22 protein-coding genes and 2 pseudogenes are annotated in these 23,244 nt (G+C 55.2%); 15 read left to right on the forward strand and 9 right to left on the reverse strand.

The genetic code is table 11. The features are described from left to right. Window positions 1-154: 154 nt before the first annotated feature. The 3 genes and pseudogenes from AKJ29_RS19305 to AKJ29_RS20325 all read right to left on the reverse strand — a co-directional run. Window positions 155-421, reverse strand: coding sequence for a hypothetical protein (locus tag AKJ29_RS19305; RefSeq protein ID WP_139231392.1), 267 nt, complete (start codon window positions 419-421; stop codon window positions 155-157). Window positions 422-519: 98 nt separating this feature from the next. After that, entirely contained in the window at window positions 520-1,056 is a 537-nt protein-coding gene (locus AKJ29_RS20320) for an IclR family transcriptional regulator (RefSeq protein ID WP_409360062.1), read from the reverse strand. A gap of 42 nt (window positions 1,057-1,098) precedes the next feature. Further along, a pseudogene (locus AKJ29_RS20325) lies at window positions 1,099-1,233 on the reverse strand (helix-turn-helix domain-containing protein); the annotation flags it as partial. A gap of 85 nt (window positions 1,234-1,318) precedes the next feature. On the opposite strand from AKJ29_RS20325, the gene AKJ29_RS20040 reads away from it, so the two are divergent. The 5 genes and pseudogenes from AKJ29_RS20040 to AKJ29_RS10235 form a co-directional block, all read left to right on the forward strand. Further along, on the forward strand, window positions 1,319-2,029 hold the full coding sequence (locus AKJ29_RS20040; RefSeq protein WP_235477414.1) for a hypothetical protein: 711 nt from the start codon (window positions 1,319-1,321) through the stop codon (window positions 2,027-2,029). Between the two features lie 235 nt (window positions 2,030-2,264). Continuing rightward, window positions 2,265-2,567, forward strand: coding sequence for a helix-turn-helix domain-containing protein (locus AKJ29_RS10215; protein WP_055190581.1), 303 nt, complete (start codon window positions 2,265-2,267; stop codon window positions 2,565-2,567). Continuing rightward, complete coding sequence (locus tag AKJ29_RS10220; protein WP_055190583.1) at window positions 2,560-3,780, forward strand: type II toxin-antitoxin system HipA family toxin; 1,221 nt, start codon at window positions 2,560-2,562, stop codon at window positions 3,778-3,780. Before AKJ29_RS10215 ends, AKJ29_RS10220 begins: the two co-directional genes overlap by 8 nt. A gap of 308 nt (window positions 3,781-4,088) precedes the next feature. Continuing rightward, on the forward strand, window positions 4,089-4,391 hold the full coding sequence (locus tag AKJ29_RS10230) for a hypothetical protein (protein ID WP_055190587.1): 303 nt from the start codon (window positions 4,089-4,091) through the stop codon (window positions 4,389-4,391). Next, window positions 4,358-4,852: pseudogene (locus AKJ29_RS10235) on the forward strand (type IV secretory system conjugative DNA transfer family protein); the annotation flags it as partial. The gene AKJ29_RS10230 and the pseudogene AKJ29_RS10235, both read left to right, overlap by 34 nt. Before the next feature lie 42 nt (window positions 4,853-4,894). Here the strand turns inward: AKJ29_RS10235 and AKJ29_RS10240 are convergent. Continuing rightward, window positions 4,895-6,061: an MFS transporter gene (locus AKJ29_RS10240; protein ID WP_055190591.1), complete on the reverse strand. Its 1,167-nt coding sequence runs from the start codon at window positions 6,059-6,061 to the stop codon at window positions 4,895-4,897. Between the two features lie 84 nt (window positions 6,062-6,145). On the opposite strand from AKJ29_RS10240, the gene AKJ29_RS10245 reads away from it, so the two are divergent. Continuing rightward, complete coding sequence (locus tag AKJ29_RS10245) at window positions 6,146-7,480, forward strand: aminotransferase-like domain-containing protein (RefSeq protein ID WP_261172604.1); 1,335 nt, start codon at window positions 6,146-6,148, stop codon at window positions 7,478-7,480. Between the two features lie 99 nt (window positions 7,481-7,579). Here the strand turns inward: AKJ29_RS10245 and AKJ29_RS10250 are convergent, their stop codons facing one another. Then, complete coding sequence (locus tag AKJ29_RS10250; RefSeq protein WP_314732199.1) at window positions 7,580-8,176, reverse strand: type IV secretion system protein; 597 nt, start codon at window positions 8,174-8,176, stop codon at window positions 7,580-7,582. Here AKJ29_RS10250 and AKJ29_RS10255 point away from each other — a divergent pair. The 9 genes from AKJ29_RS10255 to AKJ29_RS18765 all read left to right on the forward strand — a co-directional run bounded on the left by AKJ29_RS10255 (window position 8,118) and on the right by AKJ29_RS18765 (window position 14,775). Then, window positions 8,118-8,471 (forward strand): hypothetical protein, encoded by a 354-nt coding sequence (locus AKJ29_RS10255; protein ID WP_235477439.1) that lies wholly within the window; start codon window positions 8,118-8,120, stop codon window positions 8,469-8,471. The two genes, AKJ29_RS10250 and AKJ29_RS10255, sit on opposite strands and share 59 nt — an antisense overlap. 341 nt (window positions 8,472-8,812) lie before the next feature. Next, window positions 8,813-9,298, forward strand: a complete 486-nt coding sequence (locus AKJ29_RS10260; protein ID WP_055190597.1) for an FAD-dependent oxidoreductase — start codon at window positions 8,813-8,815, stop codon at window positions 9,296-9,298. After that, window positions 9,246-10,634: an FAD-binding oxidoreductase gene (locus AKJ29_RS18755; RefSeq protein ID WP_152972442.1), complete on the forward strand. Its 1,389-nt coding sequence runs from the start codon at window positions 9,246-9,248 to the stop codon at window positions 10,632-10,634. The genes AKJ29_RS10260 and AKJ29_RS18755 overlap by 53 nt, the downstream gene beginning before the upstream one ends. Further along, a complete protein-coding gene (locus AKJ29_RS18760; RefSeq protein ID WP_161805400.1) occupies window positions 10,591-11,589 on the forward strand; it encodes a pyridoxal-phosphate dependent enzyme in 999 nt (332 codons plus the stop codon). Before AKJ29_RS18755 ends, AKJ29_RS18760 begins: the two co-directional genes overlap by 44 nt. After that, window positions 11,576-11,884 carry a hypothetical protein gene (locus tag AKJ29_RS10275; protein ID WP_235477416.1) on the forward strand — a complete coding sequence of 103 codons (309 nt, stop codon included), beginning with the start codon at window positions 11,576-11,578 and terminating at the stop codon, window positions 11,882-11,884. Before AKJ29_RS18760 ends, AKJ29_RS10275 begins: the two co-directional genes overlap by 14 nt. A gap of 97 nt (window positions 11,885-11,981) precedes the next feature. After that, on the forward strand, window positions 11,982-12,227 hold the full coding sequence (locus AKJ29_RS10280) for a helix-turn-helix domain-containing protein (RefSeq protein WP_036560649.1): 246 nt from the start codon (window positions 11,982-11,984) through the stop codon (window positions 12,225-12,227). Then, window positions 12,227-13,519, forward strand: a complete 1,293-nt coding sequence (locus tag AKJ29_RS10285) for a type II toxin-antitoxin system HipA family toxin (protein ID WP_055190603.1) — start codon at window positions 12,227-12,229, stop codon at window positions 13,517-13,519. Before AKJ29_RS10280 ends, AKJ29_RS10285 begins: the two co-directional genes overlap by 1 nt. 321 nt (window positions 13,520-13,840) lie before the next feature. After that, window positions 13,841-14,038, forward strand: coding sequence for a hypothetical protein (locus AKJ29_RS10290; RefSeq protein WP_055190605.1), 198 nt, complete (start codon window positions 13,841-13,843; stop codon window positions 14,036-14,038). 206 nt (window positions 14,039-14,244) lie between these two features. After that, on the forward strand, window positions 14,245-14,775 hold the full coding sequence (locus tag AKJ29_RS18765; protein WP_074963698.1) for a uracil-DNA glycosylase family protein: 531 nt from the start codon (window positions 14,245-14,247) through the stop codon (window positions 14,773-14,775). A gap of 150 nt (window positions 14,776-14,925) precedes the next feature. Here the strand turns inward: AKJ29_RS18765 and AKJ29_RS10300 are convergent, their stop codons facing one another. The 4 genes from AKJ29_RS10300 to AKJ29_RS10315 all read right to left on the reverse strand — a co-directional run bounded on the left by AKJ29_RS10300 (window position 14,926) and on the right by AKJ29_RS10315 (window position 23,234). Further along, the gene (locus tag AKJ29_RS10300) at window positions 14,926-18,159 is read right to left on the reverse strand and encodes a type I restriction endonuclease subunit R (RefSeq protein WP_055190609.1); all 3,234 of its coding nucleotides are present in this window, start codon (window positions 18,157-18,159) and stop codon (window positions 14,926-14,928) included. Then, entirely contained in the window at window positions 18,156-19,412 is a 1,257-nt protein-coding gene (locus tag AKJ29_RS10305) for a restriction endonuclease subunit S domain-containing protein (protein ID WP_055190611.1), read from the reverse strand. Before AKJ29_RS10305 ends, AKJ29_RS10300 begins: the two co-directional genes overlap by 4 nt. Further along, a complete protein-coding gene (locus AKJ29_RS10310) occupies window positions 19,409-21,451 on the reverse strand; it encodes a type I restriction-modification system subunit M (protein ID WP_055190613.1) in 2,043 nt (680 codons plus the stop codon). The genes AKJ29_RS10305 and AKJ29_RS10310 overlap by 4 nt, the downstream gene beginning before the upstream one ends. A 79-nt stretch (window positions 21,452-21,530) precedes the next feature. Continuing rightward, entirely contained in the window at window positions 21,531-23,234 is a 1,704-nt protein-coding gene (locus tag AKJ29_RS10315; protein WP_139231390.1) for an N-6 DNA methylase, read from the reverse strand. Window positions 23,235-23,244: the final 10 nt, after the last annotated feature.

The raw sequence follows: 23,244 nt of genomic DNA on the forward strand, positions 1-23,244 counted from the left end.
GAGCGAATAGAAGATCGGGAAAAGTTGCTCGATCTAATCACGCTTTCAGAGGTGTTCGCTGAGAACACGGGCGAAAAAATATTCAGAAAGCTGGCAGAACTCGCTGGTGTGGCGGTAAGCCGAAAAACCTCAATTCACTTCTATTTTTGACAGATTAATAGGTCCTGACCCTAGATGCCATCAATTCGTCAATCGCGGTCAGACGTTCCTTCGGCGAAAGGTCAAGAAGTGCTTGAGTGGCTTCATCAAGAACTCTCCCGCCTGCATGCTCACTCGCGGCTTCCAAATCATTTGGGGAGGGCATCGATTTCTCAGGATCCAAGCGAGATGCACCGTAGAAGGCCAAAATACGGGCTGCATGCTGAATGCCAGGAATCTGGCGCACAGCCGAAAGGGCTTGTCTTTGATTGGGTTTGGTCACTTTCAGCCCCTTATTTTTTTGAAGCCGGACGTGCGAAACTGCCCGTGTTGTATGTCGTGATCTGGCAGTCGCCGGCAACGACGACTGTGATCTGGTCGCTACATACTCAGCGCTCTGGACACAGCTACCACCGGCGGAAGAGTTTTTGCGATGAATTCACTCTCATCCTGGCCAGCGATAGGTGAATGCACCGAAACACCAGCGATTGCATCTGACCCTTTCGTTACCGGACTTGCCAACGTTATTGTCCCCGCTGACGTTTCTTGCTTCACAACCGCAAAACCCAATTCCCGGCACTTGGAAATCTCTACCAGGATTTCTTCGGGGTTGGTCTTTGACCAGGGAGTAACAGCAGTCAGGTTCGTCACGTTCAAGAGCTGGCGTACTTGCTCATCATCTTGCAAAGACATTATGCAACGGCCGCTAGCCGACAGATGAATGGGGACTTTCCGTCCGGGAAGGGTGTTTTCAAAGTTCCCCGAGTATCCAGGAAGGCGATGAACATAAATCATTGTGTCGCCGGCTGGAACGGAAAGCGAAACGTCCAGTCCAAGGTCTTCCCGCAGCTTCACCAAATGTGGCCATGCCCGTTTGGCGAATTGGTTTCGAGAAAGATAGCTGAAGAGTAGATCCACTGTCTTGACTGTCGTTCCGTACCGTTTGGAATTCGCTTCTTTCTCAAGGTATCCTGCTTTGACAAGTGTGGCGGTCAACCGCTGCAGAGTAGGAACTGTGAGGCCAGTATTCCTGGCGATTTCGGTAAGCGACATTGGTCCCGTGCTCTCTGACAAGGCGTCCAGTACCAGAAATCCGCGTTCGACCGAACTGAGGAACCTGGGATCTTCCTTTTAGCACAGACAGCTGGCATCGTCGCCCCATGAGTTACATCTCTATGATATGCGTGGCACGGCGGCGACTGAGTTGCTCCGTGCAGGGTGTTCGCTTCAGGAAATTGCCGTCACCATGGGGTGGGGGCTTCGCCATGCTGGTAACATTATCGAACGTTATGCTGCTCTGGCCGCGCTCGAGCCCACCGCTGAGCCCGACATCGACACGGGGGTCACTGTGAACCCCGTCCAGCCTGAACCCGGTACGGGGTCCACGCTGAACGGGGTACGGGGTTCAGGGTGGACCCCAAACCATCCTAAAACCATCCTTAAACCACCTACGCGCAGGCGCGAGGCGGCGGAGGGGGTTGAAGATCTTGAAGCTGAGAAGATCTTGGCGGCCTATCCGGAAGACAGGATCCGAGACGGGCGAACCAGTCTGCGCCTGATCGCTGCGGCCCTGAAGGCAGGGGTAGAGCCTGATGACCTGAAGCAAGCGATCAAAGCCTATGCCAAGGAAAGCGAAGGCTACACGCGCAGCAAGGTCTGTTTCTCGGACAACTGGTTCAAGATGCGGCGTTGGGAGAAGGGGCTTGCCCAGATCCAGGCGGACCGAGAGAAAGCGCGAGAGGCCGAAGCCAAGGGGCGCGCCAGCCTCGCCGAGTGGATCCACGAGCGCCATCCGCTGTGCCGCCACATCACCAACCGGCAGATCGAGGATTTGATCGCGTCAAAGCTGGTGACGCCCGAACAGGTGCGCGCTGCGGGGCTGCAGGCATGACTTTCGAAGGAAGGCAGCGCAATCGTTTCGTTCGGGCAGACGCGTTGTATGAGTGCGGTGAGGTAACCAGGCCATGTTTCGGAATGGTAACCTTAATTCTCTTAATGTTATATTGAGATAACATAAGTCGTGGCGCGAGCAGGGGCGTTGGATCGTCAGGTTGAGCGGCGAAAATTGACATTAATGTTTTCTCAGTGTACCATATAGCCGCTTAGTGTCGCTTGGAGATATCATTATGGCTGTTCCGATCAAAATGCCCAGGGCAGCGCGCAAGGAGCTCGAGACACTTGGGGAAAACATTCGTGTTGCGCGACTGCGCCGCAAACTGACCGCTGAGATTGTTGCTCAGCGTGCTGGCACAACGCGGCAGACCATCGCCAAGATCGAAAGCGGGAACCCAGCGGTCAAGATCGGCACTTACGTGGCAGTACTGCAGGCGCTCGGCCTTTTGAAAGGTTGGGGGGATATCGATGACCCGGTTGGCGAGCAAATGGCCCTGGATGAGCTCCCGCAGCGTGCGAGATTGAAAAATGGTTGAGGTCTGGATCGACTGGAAGGGGCTGAAACAGGTCGGTACGCTCCACCGCACAGCGGGGCGTGGCCGAGAGCGGGTGTCCTTTACCTATCATGACGATTGGCTTGCCGACGAAAATGCCTTTGGGCTTTCGCCGGACATGCCACTCGTCAAAGGGCAATTCGCGCCTGAAGCCGGGCAAGATATGCTTGCACCGCTTGGGGATTCTGCCCCCGACACCTGGGGGCGAACGGTGATGCGGCGCTATGAGGGGCGCATGGCAGAGGCCGAGGGGCGACGTCCGAGAGTGCTGCAAGAAACCGACTACCTGCTTGGGGTGAATGACGAGACCCGTTTGGGTGCGCTGCGCTTCAAGGTTGATAGCGAGTTTCAAGCGCGCGAAGGCATCGGCGTGCCTGCGCTCGTAAGCCTCGGGGATTTGCTTCATGCGTCTCAGCGCGTTCTGCGCGGGGAGGAGACCGCTGAGGACCTCAAGATGCTGTTTGCACCGGGAAGCTCGCTAGGTGGCGCACGGCCGAAGGCTAGCATCCTTGACCAGCACGGACGTCTTTCTGTCGCCAAGTTCCCGAAAGAGACGGACACCTATTGCGTGGAACGCTGGGAAGCCATTGCACTGGAGCTCGCAAGACGCGCCGGAATTACGGTTTCGGACCACACGCTTGAGATGGCAGGCGATAAGCCGGTTTTCCTGTCCCATCGGTTTGACCGGAACGGTGACGGCAGGATCCCGTTCATCTCAGCCATGGCGATGCTGGGCGGCAAGGATGGCGAAAGCTACAGCTATTTGGACCTGGCGGATGTTATCACTTCAGAAAGCGTCACGCCTGACCAAGACCGCGAAGAGCTCTACCGGCGGGTTGCCTTTTCCATTCTCGTCACGAACCTCGATGACCATATGCGCAATCACGGGTTTCTGCGGGGGCGGGGCGGCTGGCACCTCTCACCGGCCTACGACATCAACCCAGTGCCGAACCAACCGCGCGTGCTCAAAAGCTACGTTGATGACGACAATCCGGACGCCAGCATTGCCCTGCACCGCGCGCAACATGAATCCTACCTTCTCGAACGCGGCAAGGCAGACCGTATCATTGCAGAGGTAGCCGAAGCAACTATGGCTTGGCGTGACGTTGCTCGGGCTTTGGGGGCTCCGGCGAGGGAAATCAAGGAGATGGCGACAGCCTTCGAGCACGAGGAAGCGGATTTGGCGCTAGCGTGAGCTGGGGCCGCTGTGGAATTGGATTGACCGAGAGCCGTTTGGCTGCAGCGGGATTTTGAGGTCTTTGGTCATTTCGACGCGTGATGACGTGGCAGGTCGATTTTTGAGTGCCGAACTCAAACCCTCAACGCTGTGTTTCTGATTGCTGAACATAAGCGGGCAGCCGTGCCGGACGCGGTGCAGGCCCCGCTTCAACAAGAAAGTTCCCCTGCGCAAGCGCATTCCTCGCGAGGCAAGTTTCTCGCTGACAGCCCCTTGGTGCCAGCTTTGGTCATGTTCATCGAAACACTCAAAATGAGGATCAAAAAATGGCCACCCAAACTCTGAAACTGAACGTCAAATCCGGCGAAAAAGACGGCAAGAACTTCTGGGACCGCTGCGGCGTCCTCTTCGTCAACACCCACGACAGCGGCAACATCACCTCGATCAACGTCAAACACAGCATGTTCCCCGATGTCGAAATGGTCGCTTTCCTCGCCGAATTCTCTGCTATTGGAACGAATGGTTGTTTTCTGGCCTGGTTGAGAGGGCATAATTGCCAAAACAAAGAGAAAATGGCTACTTTTAAGGATCGCGGCGCAGCATCGGCAAAACCACCAAACGGGTGGTGACACGGTCTAGGTCGGTTGGGCGCAACCCCTTTGTAGGTCGCAGCATGTCTGAGCGGACAGAGGAAACGGCGCTATTGCCGGAAGACGAGGCGCGGCGCATGAATCTGGATGACATCGTTCTCGTGGTTGACGCGCAAATGCCGGTGCGAGCCAAGCGGATCAAATATTATGAGGACCGGTTCTTCAAAGAGACCTTTGACAGGCAATCAGGGGATTTTCCGTATCCATCGACCTCGGATCAGATGCGTGGCCTGCAGGGGCAAATCCACGCGTTGGATCAGAAGATTGGGTCGGTGCAAATGTCCTCTGGGAAGAAAGAAAAACCCGCCAGGCGCTCTGAAATTGATGCGTTAGCTGCTGAAGATGCCGGTGCTGAACCGCAGTCGGTGCCAGCCGTTGAGGCTTATCAGGACGCGTCAGCACGGGTCGATCAATTTATGGAGCGGGCGGCAGATGGATGACGTCAAACCCGCCATTTCGCTGCAGCCGTGCGTATGGCTGCTTCACCCTGCATTTGGGTCGGACAGCCGGAGTGACGCACGCCTTTTCCAAATCGCAATGATCAGTGCTGTGGTAATGCTCTGTGCGACCGCGAAAACAAGCATTGCGCTCAGAAGCCCAAACCTGTCCGCTAGAAATCCGCTGGCGATAACCGGCAGTGAAAACCCAACGTAGGCATAGACAAACAGACCTGCCGTTGCGCGCGCACGGTCATTCGGTGCGCGCAGCGAAACTTCAGCGAGCGAGGCAAGGTAGGTAAATCCGTAGCTGGCGGCACTCGTGATGCAGGTTCCCAAAAGAACGAGGATCAGGAGCTTCAGCCATACCCCGGCCAGTAGCACGAAGAACCCAAGTGGGATCATGACAAAGCCAAGCACCAAAGCCTGTTCGTTGGTCATACGACGCGCAATCGGCTGACACAGGAACCCGACGAAGATTGCGAGGAAGATAACCAGCCCGGTCCAGCCGCCCAGATTATTCGCAGCCAGTTCCAGCGGCACCACTGCAATGGTCATGCCAGTGGTGGACCATGCGAGGGCCATTGCTGCGCCGAACACCCATGTGCCTGCCGGAAACACCGGGAGGCGCAGCAGAGAGACAGTACGGGGAGTATCCACGCGCGGCAGAGCCAGCGCGGCCATCGCAAGGACGGGCGCAATGACAAATAAGACCATGTAACTGACAGGCAGCAATGTCGGGCCTTGGAACCCCAAGCTTATCCCTGTCGCCAATGCTCCACCACCGAAGCCGAGAGATGTGGCCGAGGTCACGATCAATGCAGCCGTTTTCGCCCGATCTGCGCCGAGGATTTCTGTCATATAGGCGGTTCCAGCGGTTGTCGCGAGACCGGTTCCTACCCCAAGCGTCAATCGGGCGATCACAAGGCTGGTCCAACTGGGCAATTGCACGAGGAGAGCTGTCGCTGCGGCCCCGAGGATCAAAGCGAGAGCAATGGGAACCCGTCTGCCAATCCGGTCGGACAACCCACCCAGCAGCAGCAATGTTGGCATCAACCCGCCCACATACGCTGCGAAAGCAATGGTCACAGCCGTTGCCCCAACATCGCTTTGTGCTGCATAGGCATCATAGAGCGGAGCCTGAAGGTTTACGGCGAAGGTGACGGTGAACAGACCAAGTGCAAGCAATGAGATGGGGATCAGTTTGGGCATAGGGGGACCTCGGGGTTGACATGGATCCGCAATGCCATGATGACTGGTGTATGACAATTTTTCTATTGTACTAGGTACAGTTCATTGAAGAAGAACCCCCGATACCTGCGTTTGGCGGACATGCTGTCTGCCGCGATCAGCGAAGGAAAGTTGGCCCCCGGAACAAAGTTGCCGACGCATCGTGCCTTTGCCGAGCAATGCAATGTGGCTCTGGCGACGGCAACGCGGGTTTACAAAGAGTTAGAGCGGCGCGCTGAGGTCGTGGGTGAGGCAGGGCGCGGTACATTCGTGCGTGATCTTGGTCTGCCGCCGACGCTTGGCGTTCATCAGGCTGATACCGAAGGCCTAATTGACCTTGTGTTCAATATGCCAGGTGGCGCGGGGGACGCTGAAATACTCAGGGGCGGGCTGCGGCGACTTTCATCCGCTGGCGATCTTGAAGCAATGTTGCGCTATCAGCCACATGGCGGGCGCACGCACGAGCGCCGGATCATTGCAGAAAGTCTCAAGCCCACCCTTGGTACAGTCCTGCCTGAAAATCTGCTGATAACCTCTGGCGGTCAGCATGGCCTCGCGACCATCGCTTTCGGTGTGCTCCAGAGAGGTGAGGCCATCGCAGCCGACACTTTGACCTACCCCGGTTTCAAATCTGTCGCTGCGCTTCAGGGGGTGGATGTCGTTCCGGTGGAGGGAACGGATGGTATCATGGACCCGGACGCGCTGGACAGACAATGCCGCGTGCGCAAACTGCGTGCAGTCTATCTCATGCCAACTGTGCACAATCCGCTAGGCTCGGTCATAGACGCGACCACACGGCAGCGCATTGTCGAAGTTGCACGGGCGCACGATCTTCTTGTCATCGAAGATGGGGCTTACGCATTTTTGGAAAGTGATCCGCCGCCGAGCTTTATCGAACTTGCACCCGAGCGAACAATTCATGTCGGAGGGTTTTCCAAGAGCCTCGCAACAGGGCTGCGCCTTGGTTACCTCGTGACTCCGTCGCGGCATATTCCCAGCCTCCTTGAGGCAATCAGGGCAACGACATGGAATGCCCCAGCAGTGATTTCCGGTCTTGTTACGAGTTGGATTGAAGATGGAACATTGGCTAAATCCGAAGACGACCGCAAACGAGACGGCGCAGAACGCCAGGCTATCTGCCGAACGTCATTGCCGAACTTGTCGCTCAGCGCCCACCCCAACGCCGGTTTTTCCTGGGTCTGGCTTGGAAACGGAGAGCGCGCCGAGCCGATTGTCGCTGCATTGAAAAAGCGAGGGATTTCGGCATCCGGTGCGGAGCCATTCGCGACAACAACCGCTGTTCCACAAGCGTTGCGTCTTGCTTTTGGTGGTATTCCAAAGGCTGATTTACAGAGAGTTCTTGAAACGGTTCGCCTCACTGTAGAAGAGATAGCGCAATAAAAAGGCTTAGCCTTTCGCATTGCCGATCCGACATTCGTACAGAGCACAGCAGCGGTCAAAGTGGCTGCTACCGTTTAAAAACACTGAATTTGCAAAACTTTACCCCAACCGTTTCGCCCGCTCCGCCACCCTCTGCGCCAAAGCCGCCGCCCCAGACCCCGTCTGTCTGATCCCAGCCCCAGCCAGTTCCGCGTTCGTCCTGGTCCCAAACCGCGCCCGCGCCTTGGACCCTCTGGTCCCCACCAAACCTTTCGCAAATCCCATCGGCCCCGTCATGCTCGGCGGCCCAGCCATCAGGAAGTTCCCGGAAATCGTACGTACGATCAGTGGCGTGGCGATGATCATCCCGCCTGCGAGGAACATCATCATGAAGAAGGGCACCAGCGCGCCGATATTGCTTGCCCCAGATGGATCGCCGAGTTCGCCCATGAGCGAGCGCCCCATGCCGATGACCGTGGAAAACGCCCCTGCAATCACCAGCGGATAGAGGGCGTAGGAGACCGTCGCTGATAGCCAACGGTGGAAGTAATCCTTGCTGACGTCAAAGAGGGAAAGGGCAATCATGATGGGGGCAATGCCGATCATGAAGGAGATCATAATTTTTGCAAAGATGAGGATTAAGCCGCAGAGGGCACCGATGACACCCAGAAGGAATGCCCCGATCGCACCAATCATTGCGCCAGCCATCCAATGCATATTGTCGCCTGCGGCGTTTAGATATGCCAAGGAAAGCGAGGGCTACACGCGCAGCAAGGTCTGTTTCTCGGACAACTGGTTCAAGATGCGCCGGTGGGAGAAGGGACTCTCCCAGATCCAGGCCGACCGCGAGAAGGCTCGAGCGGCCGAAGCCAAAGGGCGCGCCAGCCTCGCCGAATGGATCCACGAGCGCCATCCTCTATGCCGCCACATCACAAACCGGCAGATCGAGGATTTGATTGCGTCAAAGCTGGTGACGCCTGAGCAGGTGCGTGGTGCGGGGCTACAGGCGTGAAAGGCACCTGCTTCGAAAGCTCGTTTCTTACGCTCAAGCTCGGAGTAAAATGAGCAAATGCGGCCATTGTCGGGCTACAGGACAATCCAAAACCGCTTAGATGTACGGTGAAACGAAGGCTAGAAAATGCACGTACCAAGAGGATGTTTTCATTGGCAGAACTCGGCCAAAGAGCGTGATAGCTCAATCCGGCAAAACACCAACTCCATGTGCGAACGAAAGTTCATGGTTGCTTTCCAATTCGGCTTAGTCAAATCTTTAACTGGAAAAAACATTCTGACCGACAGGTACGGCACTAACCCAAGCAGATCACGGAGTAATGGTCGAGGCAAACAGACGAAATGAAAATTCTAGTGATTGGCGCTGGTTTGTCAGGGCTGACAACTGCCACGATCTTGGCGCGGCAGGGCTACGAAGTCACGGTGATGGCAGACAAAATTGCGGTGGACTCCGCGTCGATTGTTGCGACAGCTATTTGGCATGTCTACCTTGTTGATCCTGATGATAAGAGGATCTTAGACTGGTCGTCACGGACACTCGAAGTCTTGGTCCAATTGGCTGAAACGGAAGCAAAATCTGGAGTTGAGCTAATTGAAGGGGTGGAACTCTACAGGAACTCCGAAGAGGCGTTGCCTCCTTGGTTTAGCATACCTCCAAAGTTCTCGATGCTACCGTTACAGGTCTTTTCCCTATCTGACGAAGGTGAATCCAATGGATGCGACAAATGGTACAGGGTAGCCTTGGCAAGAGAGCACTGCGAATTCTTGCGCGCGATTGATCAAATTAACAGAGCGACTAGTAGATATGTTTCCAACTCGAAGATCTAATAACAAACACCCAGATTTTTCCGAGAATTTCCGGGGTGAAATTGTTGAGCCGGGTACCAAACGGTATGAAGAGCTGCGGCTACTCTTCAACGGGCAGATCGATGTAAGGCCCTCGCTTATTCTGTTGTGCCATGGGGTCAGCGATGTTTGTGAGGCTTTGGAATATGTTAGATTGAATGCATTGCCATTTGTTGTCCGGGGGGGAGGCCATAGTGTTGCTGGTCGAAGCACAATAGAGAATGGAGTTGTAATCGACTTACGTGACATGAGGTCGGTGCGTGTCGACCCTTCTAGGTCCCAAGTATCTTGCGAACCGGGTGCCACAATTGGTGATTTGGATAGGGAATGCTCGCTATTCTCACTAGCTACGACTGGTGGGATAATATCGTGTACCGGAGTTGCCGGGCTCGTCTTAGGCGGCGGACTTGGCTGGCTGATGGGGCGTTATGGTCTTTCATGTGATAATTTGGTCTCTGCACTTGTTTTGCTCGCGGATGGTACGATCGTTGAAGCCAGCGAGAGTCAAAATAGTGACTTGCTCTGGGCGCTGCGCGGTGGAGGTGGGGGAGTGGGAATTGTCCTTGAATTTACGTTGCAAGCCTATCCGCTAAACAAAGTATATTGTGGGTCTACTATTTTTGATTTTTCCGAGGCGAGTAGAGTATTATCTGCCTATGCTGAGTTTGTAGAGACTGCATCCAATGATCTGACTTTGGATTGCGTCCTTTTTACGGATGTCGATGGTTTGAAGCGGATCGCAATAGATGGGTGTTTCGCCGGTGAGGATACTAGCTCTGATCCAACAATTGAGAGCATTAAAAATTTCCCAGGGTCCATTTCGAGTGATTGGAATTGGCAAGAGTATTGGAAATTTCAGAGATCGAACGATGACGACTTGAGAGAAGGACGTCGTAGTTATTGGAAGTCAGCTTATATTAGAGAGCTTAACGATGACTTTATAAGTAGTGTAATTTCTGCGTTCGAGAGCGTTCCTTCTGTACATACCATTTTTACGTTTGATCACTTGCACGGAAGAGTCATGGAATTTGATGAATCCACGAGTGCCTTTGGCCATCGAGATTGCAAAAACCTTTTTCTCATAAATGCAAACTGGGATAGTGATGCAGATGACGAAGATAACTTCAGATGGGTTCGAAAAACATACGCTGAGTTAGGTATTCTCGAGGCGGACTCCAGCTACATCAACTATCTCGGCTGTGATGAAGATGGACGAGATGCAGCTGCATTCGATCCTGGCATTCGAAAGAGGCTTTTGGAGGTTCAACGAAAATATGACAAGGAATCACTATTCTCCAGAACTGTCTGTATTGATTGAGGCCGCTAAACTTGCCCAACAGAGGCAAGCGTCCTGGCTGAAGCCTTCACCCACGGTTCGGTCTAAGAAAATCGAAAATTTATGGTTTAAGTGTGAGCAGTTCCAAAGAACTGGCTCCTTTAAGATACGCGGCGCACTTAATAAGATTGCCAGCATACGTGGGGATGGGTGTACTGCCATAGAAGTAATCACTGCTTCATCAGGAAACCATGGAATTGCTTGCGCGCAAGCTGGTCTATGGTTTGGTGCAAATGTAACTGTAGTCCTTCCGATGGCTGCGGATGCCGAGAAAGTAAGAAAGCTCCAAGACCTTGGTGCTAACATTTTGACATTCGGCGATGAAGCTGGTCAGTCTGAGGCGTGGGCTCGGGAAGCTGCCCCTTCAAGAAATGCTATGTACGTTTCTCCTTACAATGATTGGGATATAGTTGCAGGACAGGCCACAATAGGATTGGAATTGCTTGAACAAGTGCCGCTTGATCGGCCATTAAACATTTTTGTTGCGACGGGCGGAGGCGGGTTGATTGCCGGTATCGCAGCAGTCCTCAAAGCCAATGTTCCAGAAGTAAATATTTGGATGGTTTCGGCCGCAAATTCATGTGCGATGCACAAAAGCCTTATTGCCAAGAGGATTGTGGATGTTGAGCATTTGGATACCTTTGCCGAGGGCATTTCTGGTGGCATAGATAGCGATACAATCACTTTTGAACTCTGTCAGGCATTGGTGGACGGCTTGGTTTTGTGCACCGAAGATGAAATATTGGCAGCATATAGAGACCTTGCGTGCTCTGACGGTCTTCTGGTGGAGGGGGCTGCAGCGCTTGCGTATGCTGGATTCCTCAAGAAGAAGTCAGCGTTAAGTACTGAAAGCACGTCCATCGTAGTCCTGTGCGGCGGGAACATTGATCATAGCGCAATATTTCAAGTGGTCCAAAGCCAGTGTGGAGCCCGATGACCTGAAGCAAGCGATCAAAGCCTATGCCAAGGAAAGCGAAGGCTACACGCGCAGCAAGGTCTGCTTCTCTGACAACTGGTTCAAGATGCGCCGGTGGGAGAAGGGACTCTCCCAGATCCAGGCCGACCGCGAGAAGGCTCGAGCGGCCGAAGCCAAAGGGCGCGCCAGCCTCCCCGAATGGATCCACGAGCGCCATCCTCTATGCCGCGACAGCACCAACCGGCAGATCGAGGATTTGATTGCATCAAAGCTGGTGACGCCCGAGCAAGTGCGCGCTGCGGGGCTGCAGGCATGAACGCGGCTCGAGTGATACGCTGTAGCGTAAAAAGTTGATATTTACGTTGCGGCGTAATTTTTTTTCATTTACGCTGCGCCGTAAAAGGAGCCGCATCATGGACCTCACAGCACGAACGGCCGAGCAGATCGGCGAGGCACTCCGCCGGACGCGCAAAGCGCGCGGCTGGACCCAAAGCGATATCAGCGCGCGCACGAATTTGCGCGTCGCGACGATTTCGTCGCTCGAGAATGGCGACGCGGGAACCAAGCTCGCCACTGTGCTCGCTGTCATGGCGGCACTTGGGCTTGAGTTCCGATTGGTTGAGCGCGGTGGCTCGCTTGAGATTGAGGATATCTTCTGATGGCGAAACGCGGGCGTAGCGGCACTATGCAGGTGCTTCTGAATGGAAGGCTGGTGGGGGCTTTGCGTCTTGCAGGCTCAGGCGCAATCAACTTCACCTATGATCCGGACTGGCTGTCGTGGCAACACGCCATGCCCATCTCGCTTTCGCTGCCTTTGCGCGAAGAGGCGCACCAAGGTGGTCCTGTCATTGCCTATCTTGAAAATCTGCTGCCGGACAATCAGGCGATACGTGAGCGCGTAGCCGCTCGGGTGCGTGCAGGCGGTACGGACGCCTGGCACATGCTGGAGAAAATCGGGCGCGATTGCGTAGGGGCCTTGCAGTTCGTCTCTGGTGAGGTCCCAGAGGATGGCACACTCGAGGGAGAGCTCGTGTCTGAGGCGCAGATTGCCGATATGCTGCGCAACCTCGCGAGCGCTCCGCTAGGCATGGACGAGGAAGACGACTTCCGCATTTCCATCGCAGGGGCGCAGGAGAAAACGGCGCTTCTGCGCCATGAGGGCGCGTGGATCCGTCCATCGGGGCTCACCCCAACGACCCATATCCTCAAGACTCAGCTGGGTGTTTTACCCGCAGGGATTGATCTATCCGACAGCGTTGAAAACGAGTATTTCTGCATGAGCTTTTGCCGCGCCATGGGCATGGATGTGGCGAAGGTCGAGATTGCCGACTTCGAAGACGTGCGAAGCCTTGTCGTGACGCGGTTCGATCGGCGCTGGACCAAGGATGGCCGGTTGATCCGCCTGCCGCAGGAAGATTTTTGCCAAGCGCTGACTGTCCCACCCAGCCAAAAGTATCAAATGGACGGCGGGCCAGGGATCACCGAAGGGATCGGATTACTGACTGGAAGTGATGCCCCCGAGGCAGATCAGCGCGCCTTCTTTCGTGCGCAGGTGCTGTTCTGGCTCTTGGGCGCGACGGACGGGCACGCAAAGAATTTCAGCATCGCATTGCGCCCTGGGGGTTTCCTTATGACCCCGCTTTATGACGTGCTGAGCGCCCAGAAAGCCGTGGATGACGGTCAAATCCGCCAGAACCGGATGCGCCTCGCAATGGCGGTCGACGGGCACTATCGGATCAATGAGGTGGTGCCGCGCCATTTCCTGCAGGCAGCGAAGGCGGCAGGTTTTGGTGTCGCGCTGGCGGAAGAGGTCTTGTCGGATATTGCGACAGAGCTTGAACCCGCCTTGGACAAGACACTTGCAGACTTGCCGGATGGGTTCCCACAGCCATTGGCCGAAGCCGTTGTTGCTGGCGCACGACGTCGCTCAGCTGCCTTTGATGCCGTATGATCCGCAGGTCATATTTCCGCTTTATGATCTGTGGATCATATTGAATGCAGAGCTATCTGTAGACCCAGTACAGGAGTTGCTGCGTTCCAGGCCAGCTTTGACGGACCAACCCGGAGATTGATGGCCAATTCAGATCCTCGACGCCGTGTTTCTGATTGCTGAACATAAGTGGGCAGCCGTGCCGGACGCGGTGCAGGCCCCGCTTCAACAAGAAAATTCCCCTGCGCCAGCGCATTCCTCGCGAGACAAGTTTCTCGCTGACAGCCCCTTGGTGCCAGCTTTGGTCATGTTCATCGAAACACTCAAAGTGAGGATCAAAAAATGGCTACTCAAACTCTGAAACTGAACGTCAAAACCGGCGAAAAAGACGGCAAGAACTTCTGGGACCGCTGCGGCGTCCTCTTCGTGAACACCGATGACACCGGCAACATCACGTCGATCAACGTCAAGCACAGCATGTTCCCTGACGTCGAAATGGTCGCCTTCCCGCGCCGCGATGAAGAGCCGGTCACCGAATGACCTCAGCGCCAGGGCGGGGTTCCTGCCCTGGCTTTCTTCGGGGGCGATAGAGCTAAGCTGTAGTTCGGCTTTCAGGTGAAATTTCGTAGGCATGGCCGATTGATTTCTACCTTCTTCACTTCGCTATCGGCCGGACTGTAGGGATGTATTCGCACACCGTCGCCAGTGCCCTTGGGTTTCCGATCATGGTCGGCTAGGTTTTCGAGATGTGTAGGAACGCTGCTGATTTCAGATTTGTCGATGTACATCCAAGAGTACTGCTGGTCGGGGCCTGTCCTGGACGTGAAGAAGAACGGGACGGACGGCCTTTCGCAGGGCAGTCCGGACAAAATCTTGAAATCATGCTGCGACGCTTGCAGGTCCTACATCCGCAGGTTTTTCCATCGCCGCAAATAGATGCCTACAGCTTAGTCAATGCACACTCACTGCCACGATATCCCGAGCGCGAGGGATACGATGGGAGCACGCAGCCACGCAAACAGGATGTTCTGGCACCCGAGAACCGAGCTAGGCTCATTGCCCGTTTGCAACGCGTTCAGCCCGAAATCATCGTTTATCTGGGAAAGGCGGCACAGTTCGCCCACGAAGTGTTTGAAGCGCATATGCCTGAGATAAGAGCCTACCGAACAGGGCACCCATCAGCCCAAGCCTGGAATATTCCGCGCCAATATCGAGGCATGCCGCGAGAAGAAAAAATCCGTTGCTGGGCTGAAGACCAATTCGCTGCAGTTGAGTGAAGTCGGCGGACGGCCCAAAGCGTGCGAAATTGCGCTGCCTCTGTTCTGAGTTCGAACTCCCGATATGATTCCCGACGTCGAAATGGTTGCCCAGTGCCCGCTTTTCTTGGCGCATGTTTTTTGGGCCAATCGGCGCTGGAAGAGCTCGATTCATACATCGCCGAGCTCTCCAAGGTCGATATCTTTCCTCGCTTTGATTAGATCGTAAATAAGGTTCGTAAGGATGCCGAGGCCTTGTTTGTCTTCCTTGAGAAGATGCGTGGCTAAAGCGTTGTTCGAACTCATGGCACGCACCACCGCGCCTTGAACCGCGCCGGGAAGGCTTCCTTTCAACGCTTGGTCTTTAGAGTTTTCCTCAACTTGCGCTCTTACGATGCTGTTTTCACGGGTAATCGAAACGATTTGGTTTACGAAGCTTGCTTGGTCTTTGATCGGAGCGGCTTCGCCAAAGATACCGTTCAATCGTTCGATCAGTTCTTGGAGGTAGACAGGAAGCTTACCGGGCGCATTTGAACCGCCCGGTCCAGTGGGCTTTAAGTTTGGATCTGGGTCATCACCGTTGTTGCCCTGGTCATCGTTCTTTTTGATATCGTATCCCGTCAGGGAAATGCCTCTGAGATCTACGTGCTCGGGAGGAACGCCATTGAGGCGGTTTGCCAGAAGTTTTGTGAAAGCGGCAAAATTCTCCATGCTGGGATCTCCCAGATCCAGCAATTGCGCAATGTAGGTGTAAGTTCTGGAGAACCTGGACAGACCGGATTTGAACTCGAGCATCCGCCCGATACTTTCCTCCACCTGCATCCTTTCATGCTCGGCCTTTTTCGCAGTGGCATCGTCTCCCCCCTCGGTAGCCTTCAGGAATTCAACTTCACATCGAGCGGCTTCTTCGCGGAGCGCTTTGAGGCGGGCGTTGAACATGTCTGTCGGCTTTTGGGTGGCCGCAAACATCGCCTTATGGTGATCTTCTTCGGCGGTGTCGAAAGCCTTGGCGGTTTCAAAGCGCGCTACCTTGAACGCCTCGATGTCTTCGTCCGAGTAGATGCCTTGTTGGTCAAGGGTATCCTTCATGTCGTAGACAACGTTTGGGTCTTGAACCTCCGTGATCTGCGCGCCGGAATCGTATTTTTTGCACGCAGCGCGGATCGCTTCCGGGTCGTTGACAAAGTCCACAATGAAGGTCTCTTCCTTGCCAGGGAAAGTGCGATTGAGGCGCGACAGTGTTTGAACAATCTCGACTTCATTCGCGATCTTCTTGTCGACATACATGGCAACAAGCTTCGGCTGGTCGAAGCCGGTCTGGAACTTGTTGGCGACCAGCATTACCCTGAATTCCGGCCGATCAAATGCGATCCGCAGGTCCTTGACCTCAACGCCCGCATTCATGTTGCTTTCAGTGAATTCCGCATCATCGTCACAAACGAACAGATCCCCTGAAATTTGCGCGTCATCTGAATGCATGACGTCCTTGCCGCTGAGCTTCCCCGAGAAAGCGACCAGCGCACGAACGTCTTTGTACTGCGGGTTCGCAATGACAAAAGCATCGAAGGCCTTCTTGTAGCGAACAGCCGCCGCACGCGAGCTCGTCACAACCATTGCCTTCGCCTTTCCGTCAAGGAGAGGCGAAACGTTGTGCCGGAAGTGCTCCATGATGAACTGCACCTTCTGGGTGACGTTCGTGGGGTGCAGGCTCATCCATTTGGCAAGCGCCCGCTTGGCCGCCTTGCCGTCCACGCGTTTTTTGTCTTCCAGCTCTTTTCCCAGGTTGAAGGCCGTCTTGTACGAAACGTAGCCCTTGAGCACATCGAGGATGAAACCCTCGTCGATAGCTTGGCGCATCTCGTATTTATGGAAGGCACGCGGCAGGTTGTCTGGGCCTGCCGGACGGGACGTGTCTTGCGGCCTTCCAAACAACATCAATGTCGAGTGCTTTGGCGTCGCAGTAAACGCGAAATGGGACAGGTTCTTTGGCCGGGCACGGCTCTTTTGGATCTCGGTCAAGAGCTCTTCGACGGTCATATTGGCAGTGTCTTTGGCCGACGATAGGGCGAGCGTCGCCTGCAGCTTCGAAGCCGTGCTGCCGGTTTGTGATGTATGCGCCTCGTCGATGATCACGGCAAAACTACGGTCCTTCAACGACGTTTCCGTCAGGATCGCTTCCATCGCATGCGGGAAGGTCTGCAGCGTCACCACGATGATCGGAACGCCTTTCAGAATAGCTTCCGCCAACTGCGCCGTTTTCGTCTTGGAGCTTGTCTCACGATCAATCGCAGCGATCATGCCCTTTCGGTGGTCGATCTGTTGAACGGCATCTTGCAGCTGGCCATCCAGCACGGTCCGGTCCGTCACGATGATCACGGTGTCAAAGACCGCCTTGCCATCGTCATGGCGCAGCTTGGTCAGGTCGTGGGCTGTCCATGCGATTGTCGATGTCTTGCCCGATCCCGCACTGTGTTCGCACAGATACGCATGTCCAGGGCCATTCTCCTTGGCGTCCGCGATCATCTTGTTGACCGCGTCGTGCTGGTGGAAGCGCGGGAAGATCAGCGTTTCCTTGACCGACCAGTTGCCCTTCAGGTCCACCACATCCTTCTTCTCGACATAGACGAAGCTGTGGAAGATCCGCAGGAAGGCATCGGGCTGGCAAATCTCTTCCCAGAAATAGGCAACGGGGTATTCGCCGTCGTCACGGGGCGGGTTGCCGCCTTTGCCGTCATGGCCACGGTTGAAGGGCAGGAAGTAGGTGTTCTCGCCCGCCAGTTTCGTCGCCATCCAAATCTCGCTATCAGACATCGCGAAATGCACGATGGCACCGCGTTTGAACGTCAGCAGCGGGTGTTTGCGCCCGGTGGCGGGGTCTTCGGGCAGGCGGTCGCGCTTGTATTGCTCGCGCGCGCTTTCGGCGGATTGGGTGAAGTCAGTTTTGAGCTCGACCGTGGCGACGGGCAGCCCGTTGATGAAGAGGCCCAGATCGATCGCCAGCTCTCGGCCGGGATGATACTTCAGCTGGGGCACCACGCGCAGCCGGTTAGCGGCGTAGTGTGCGATGATTGTCTCGTTGCGCTGATCTTCGGGCGCGGCTTCGGACATGTCGATCTGCCCGCAGCCTGCGATGGAAAATCCACGGCGCAGGACTTGAATGGTGCCTTGTTTCGCCAAGGCGGCATCGAGGCGGGAGAGGAGTGTTTCGCGGGCGCGGTCACCGTTCAGGGCGACCAGCTTGTCCCACTTCGGCCCTTGGGTCTCTTGGATCCAGGCCTCCAAATCCTCGGTGTAGACGGCGGTGTCCTGGTCAAAGCCTTTGGTGTCGCCAAGCAGCCAGCCCTGTTCCGTCAGCTTCTTGACGATATAGGCTTCGAGGTGTTTTTCGTGGTGCAAATCGCTCATGCTGCGGCCCTCACATCAATCTTACCGGTCACCGCCGCCGTAATGAGCGCCGCGCGTTTTTCTTTCAAAAGCGCGATGGAGCGCTCAGTCTTTTCAATCAAACCCCGAATTCGATCCAATTCGCGGTCAATCCGGTTCGCAATAGCTTCCTGTTCATCCATTGGTGGCAGGAAAATCGGCAATTCTAAAAATTTCTCTGGTTCCATACGCCATTGATCGGTCCGAATACCGTTGGAAATCAAGCGATAAACCCAAGGCATCGGTCTCGCGCGAAGATAATGGTGCATGTATCTGGGGTTGTGCTCGCCAACTGGCTTCATCACCACATAGTCGGGCGATGTGATGCCTAAGAAGGGCGAAATCCCCATCGACCCTTGCCATGCTTTCATCTTGTTGATTGCCAAGTCGTTTGGTTCGACCAGCTGATATTTGGACAGGTCTTCCGGCGTTTTGTTGATGTTGTCGCTTCGCGAAGCTTTCTCGATGACGCCAAACTCACGATAGACGGACAGCACGGTCAGGTCGTCAAACCCTTGGCGTTTGACCTGTTTGAAATGGTTCTTCATGCGCGCACGTTGCCAATGGGCAGGCACGGCCCCCCGCCATTCGACGCCGCTGTCCTTCGTTGGTGCGCTGGCATCGATGCCCCGACGAACGAAGTGGGCTATCATCGCTTTTTCTTTGTCGTCCAGAACAGCAATGAAGCGGGTCTTTTGTGCGATCAACCCATCAATTCGCGCGGTCTCGCGGTCGAGATAGTCGGCGATTGCGTTTTGGTCGTCTTGAGACAAATCTGGCACCGGAAAGTTCAGGAGTTCCGTTTGGCTCAGGTTCTGACGGATACCGCCGCCAAGACCATTGAAAATGTTCCCGATGTAAGCGGCGTAGAAATACCAGTAGTAGAACTTGGAAACCACAACATCAGACGTCGGAACCAGACGAATGTATGCAGGGCTCATGATTCCGCGACGAGGAACCAAGCCGACGCGGCTCGTTTTAATGTTCTGAAGGTCGATCAGTTTGAAGGCCAAGTCACCCGGTTCAAAGATTTGGTATGAACCGTAGTCAGACGATTGAAGCCCCTCGTTATCGTCTAACGATCGATCGATGACGCCCTTCATGGTCAAGGCCAGACGGTGGCTTTCCTTCATCCCAGTGTTTGGTTCTTTCGTGTACTTGAAACGATGCTTTGCGGGCAGAGTTGACCACAGAGAAGTGCCGACAAAATCGTCGAGGAAATCCTTCGGGGTCATTCCGTCACCTCAGCCAAGACTTCGGCGATGGAGGCCTCGATGGCCTTCAGCTCTGCATCAATCTCGTCCAGATCGCGCGGCGGCACGTATTCATAGAAATAGCGGTTGAAGTTAATCTCATAACCGACGACCCCGATGTCTCCATCAGTTTCGTCCACATAGGTTTCGTCGATATAGGCGTCATGGGCGTGGGGCGTGACCTCGGTTTCGAGGTAGTCATGGATATTGGTTCCCATGGGCACGTTTTCATAATCCGTCAGGTCATCGTCGGGGATCAGGTTGTCCTTCTTGTCCTTCACCGGGTCCAGATCTTCGTCCCGCACGCCAAAGGCCTTTTGAAACGCTTTGATCAGCGCCGCGTCGGCTTTACCGAGGCTCGGGTCCTTCTTCGCCGCCGCCTTGGCAAAGCTTTCGATCCAATGCCAATCATGGTCGGTGCCTGCATGCTCTGCCAACACCTCGCGCCAGCCTTGCCGCTGATCATCCGTGCGCTTTTCCCAAGCCTTGTGTTCGGCCAGTGCCTCGAACCCCGCGTCTGACACAAGGATCTTGTGGCGTAGCGGGCGCAGCACCTTGATACGGCGATAGCCAAAGTCCTGCGCATCGAGGATGAGGCTTTTCTTCGTGGGCTCGAAATCGGCATAGAGCTGCACGATATCGCGGATTTGGTCCTCGCCGATCTTACGGCGCTTGTTGCCCTCGCTCTTGCGGAGCGGTTCAAACATCTCGGTTGCGTCGATCAGCTGAACCTTGCCGCGCCGGTCAGCGGGCTTGCGGTTGGACAGAACCCAGATGTAGGTGCCAATGCCGGTGCGGAAGAAGATCTCGGTCGGCAGGGCGATGATGGCCTCGACCACGTCCTGCTCAAGCAGGTGACGGCGGATTTCGGATTCACCCTGCCCGGCGTTGCCATTGAAGAGGGGAGAACCGGACAGCACAATCGCCGCGCGCCCGCCGCCTTTTGCAGGGTCTTCAAGCTTGCTTAGCAGGTGCAGGAGGAACAGCATGGAGCCATCGCTGACACGGGGCAGTTTGGGGCCAAAGCGCCCTTCAAATTTCTGGTCGCGGTGTTCGCGCACGACGTCGGCCTGGTCCAACTCCCACTTCTTGCCAAACGGCGGGTTGGAGACGCAGTAGTGGAATTTGTCGTGGCGGAATTTGTCGGCCGACAGCGTACTGCCAAGCTTGATGTTCTGGGACAGGTCGCGACCAGGGTCGGATTTGAGCGTCTTCAGAAGCATGCTCGCCAGACAGACGGCGTGGGTTTCGGATTCCAGTTCCTGGCCGTAGGGAACAAGGGTCGGGGCGGTGCCATAGCGATCTTGCAATGACTGAACGTGCTCCATCCCGTCCGAGACAAAGCCGCCGGTGCCGATCGTCGGGTCGTAGAGCGTGCGGATGATGCCGGGGTTGTCGATGAACATCTGGTCATCCGGTTCGAGCAGGAGCTCGATGCCCAAGTGGACAACGTCGCGGGGCGTCATGAAATCCTCGGCTGCTTCGTTCACTTCGGCCCCGAAGCGGCGGATCAGGTGTTCATAGACATTGGACATGGTCCGCTCTGGAACCGCGTCGGGGTGCAGGTCGATGGCGGCGAAGTTCTGGCAGATCTTGTAGAGAACGCCCTTCTTGTCCATCTGGCTGATCGTGTTGATGAAATCGAACTGTTCGAAGATCACGCGGGCATTGCCGGAGAACTTCGCGATGTAGTCCTCAAGGTTCTGGCGGGTGCGGCCAGACCCGAGCGTTTCCAGGCTGTAGCTTGACGTGTTGTAAAAGGGGTAGCCGGTTGCCTGACGCAGGATGACATCGACGTCGAGCCCGTTTTCGACGGCCATTTTGTGCATTTTGGCGGCTTCTTCACGAGTAGGCTCAAGGACGCATTCCAGGCGGCGGAGAAGCGTGAAGGGCAAGATGATTTTGCCGAAATCGACGTGTTTGAAGTTGCCCCACAGGTCGTCCGCGTTCTTCCAGATGAAATCCGCGAGTGACGTGTGGGTGTTGTTGGCTTTGGATGCGGGTGATGCATGTGTGTTCAAGGGTCAGGTCTCGTTCTGATTGGGTGCTTCACGCTTGGCGTGAAGATGAATTGAATTGGTCTGGGTTGAAAGCGGGCGGTCAGGATTCCTCAAGGTGCAGCTTTCGGCTTGGCCAAGAGTTTGTGCGCTCGGCTTCAATCTCGGCCATGATTGCTTCGATCTGAGAATGCCGCTCTTGCCTAAACTGAAATGTGTGTTCTGCGCGTTCGGCGTCGTCGTCGGAGGGAATTGGAACTCGGAAAGCCTTCAGGTCTTTGATAGCGATTGATTGGATCGCTGCACCGCCAGCAAGTGTGCGTAGTGCTTCAACGACTGTTGGATTTGCCAGGTATTCATAAAGAACCACACCGGATATTCCTCCGCGTTTCGGGCGCAAAATCATGAAGGATTGCCCAGCCGTCCAAAACCCATCTTCGTCGCCAGTCGGCGCATCGGCCGGAACGAGTCCTGCGGTGCCGATCGTACCTTTGACCGACAAGACTACATCGCCGGGAAGTAAGCGTTGGTTGCGAGCTTTGCGCATCTGCGCGCGTTCGAGCGTCGATATTTTGTTTGGTTTCATCAGTAGACCACTATCGCCAACATCTGCCGGTGACGCCTCGAAGATAGTGAATTCGCCGTCATCCGCTTTGCCCAAGCTCAGAGGCCGGATCAATTCGAGAGCATCTTCCAACTCAATCGTGCTTGAGCGTTCTAGAAAGCTATCAAGTGCGGCTGCAGCTGGCGGAAGCAAATACCGGTTTATGCTCAAGATGAAGTCTTTCTCCTTGATCTCTCTGAGCGAGACATCCTTGGCGAAGGTTTCATCGATTAAGGTGCTTTCCTCAAAAAAACTGGCCCAGTTTGTGCCCGGAAGTATTTCAGGGCGCCCCCTAAGGGTTCTCCCAGAGAACTGTGGATGAGAAAGATCGAGCATTCTGACCTCGGGATAATCTTTGCCCGAAGGGCCGAGAACCAAAACGTCTGTATTAATCATTGTGTTTGGGAAAATCATGCCACCGGGTACCGCAAGGATCCCTTTCAGACGGCCGGACGCGACGAGCGCTTCGCGCGCCAAAGGTTCAACGCCAACTCCCCGAAACATCAAACCGTCGGGCACACAAAGGATAGTAAGGCCGCTGGTTTGTGCCAGCGCGTCCGCTAGAGCAAGTGCATCTTCGGTTAAGCGTTTTTTCCCTTCCTCTGCGTCCAATACCGCGAGTGTGCGTCGCGGAAACTGGCTTGTGTTTGCGGGTCTAGTGCCGAAAGGGGGAAGGGCCACTTCTGCGTCAAAAGCGGTGGTATTGTTGCGCGCCAAAGGATCAGCGTTTTGGACCTTCAATTCGCACTCCAAGAGAACGGTAAGGCTTTGTGCAAAGTCACAAATGTCCTTATTTTGCGACACGAAGAGCACTGCCTTGCCGCGCATTGCCAGCAAAAGTGCTGTGTGAAGGGAGGCCTCGAACGAGCAGCGTACGGAACTGGCGCTATCGACAAATTCTGCAAAGCGCTTTGCTGGGGTTTTGGGCAGCCATGGCTCGTGGCTCCCATGACTAGGTGCCATCAATTCGTCAATCGCGGCCAGACGTTCCGTCGGAGAAAGATCAAGAAGTGCCTGAGTGGCTTCATCAAAAGCTCTCCCGCCTGCATGTTCACTCGCGGCTTCCAAATCATTTGGGGTGGGCATCGATTTCTCAGGGTCCAAGCGAGATGCGCCGTTGAAGGCCAAAATACGGGCTGCATGCTGAATGCCGGGAATCTGGCGCACAGCTGAAAGGGCTTGTCTTTGATTGGGTTTGGTCACTTTCAGCCCC

Origin of the sequence: Aliiroseovarius crassostreae (assembly GCF_001307765.1) — a bacterium.
Classification (GTDB): domain Bacteria; phylum Pseudomonadota; class Alphaproteobacteria; order Rhodobacterales; family Rhodobacteraceae; genus Aliiroseovarius; species Aliiroseovarius crassostreae.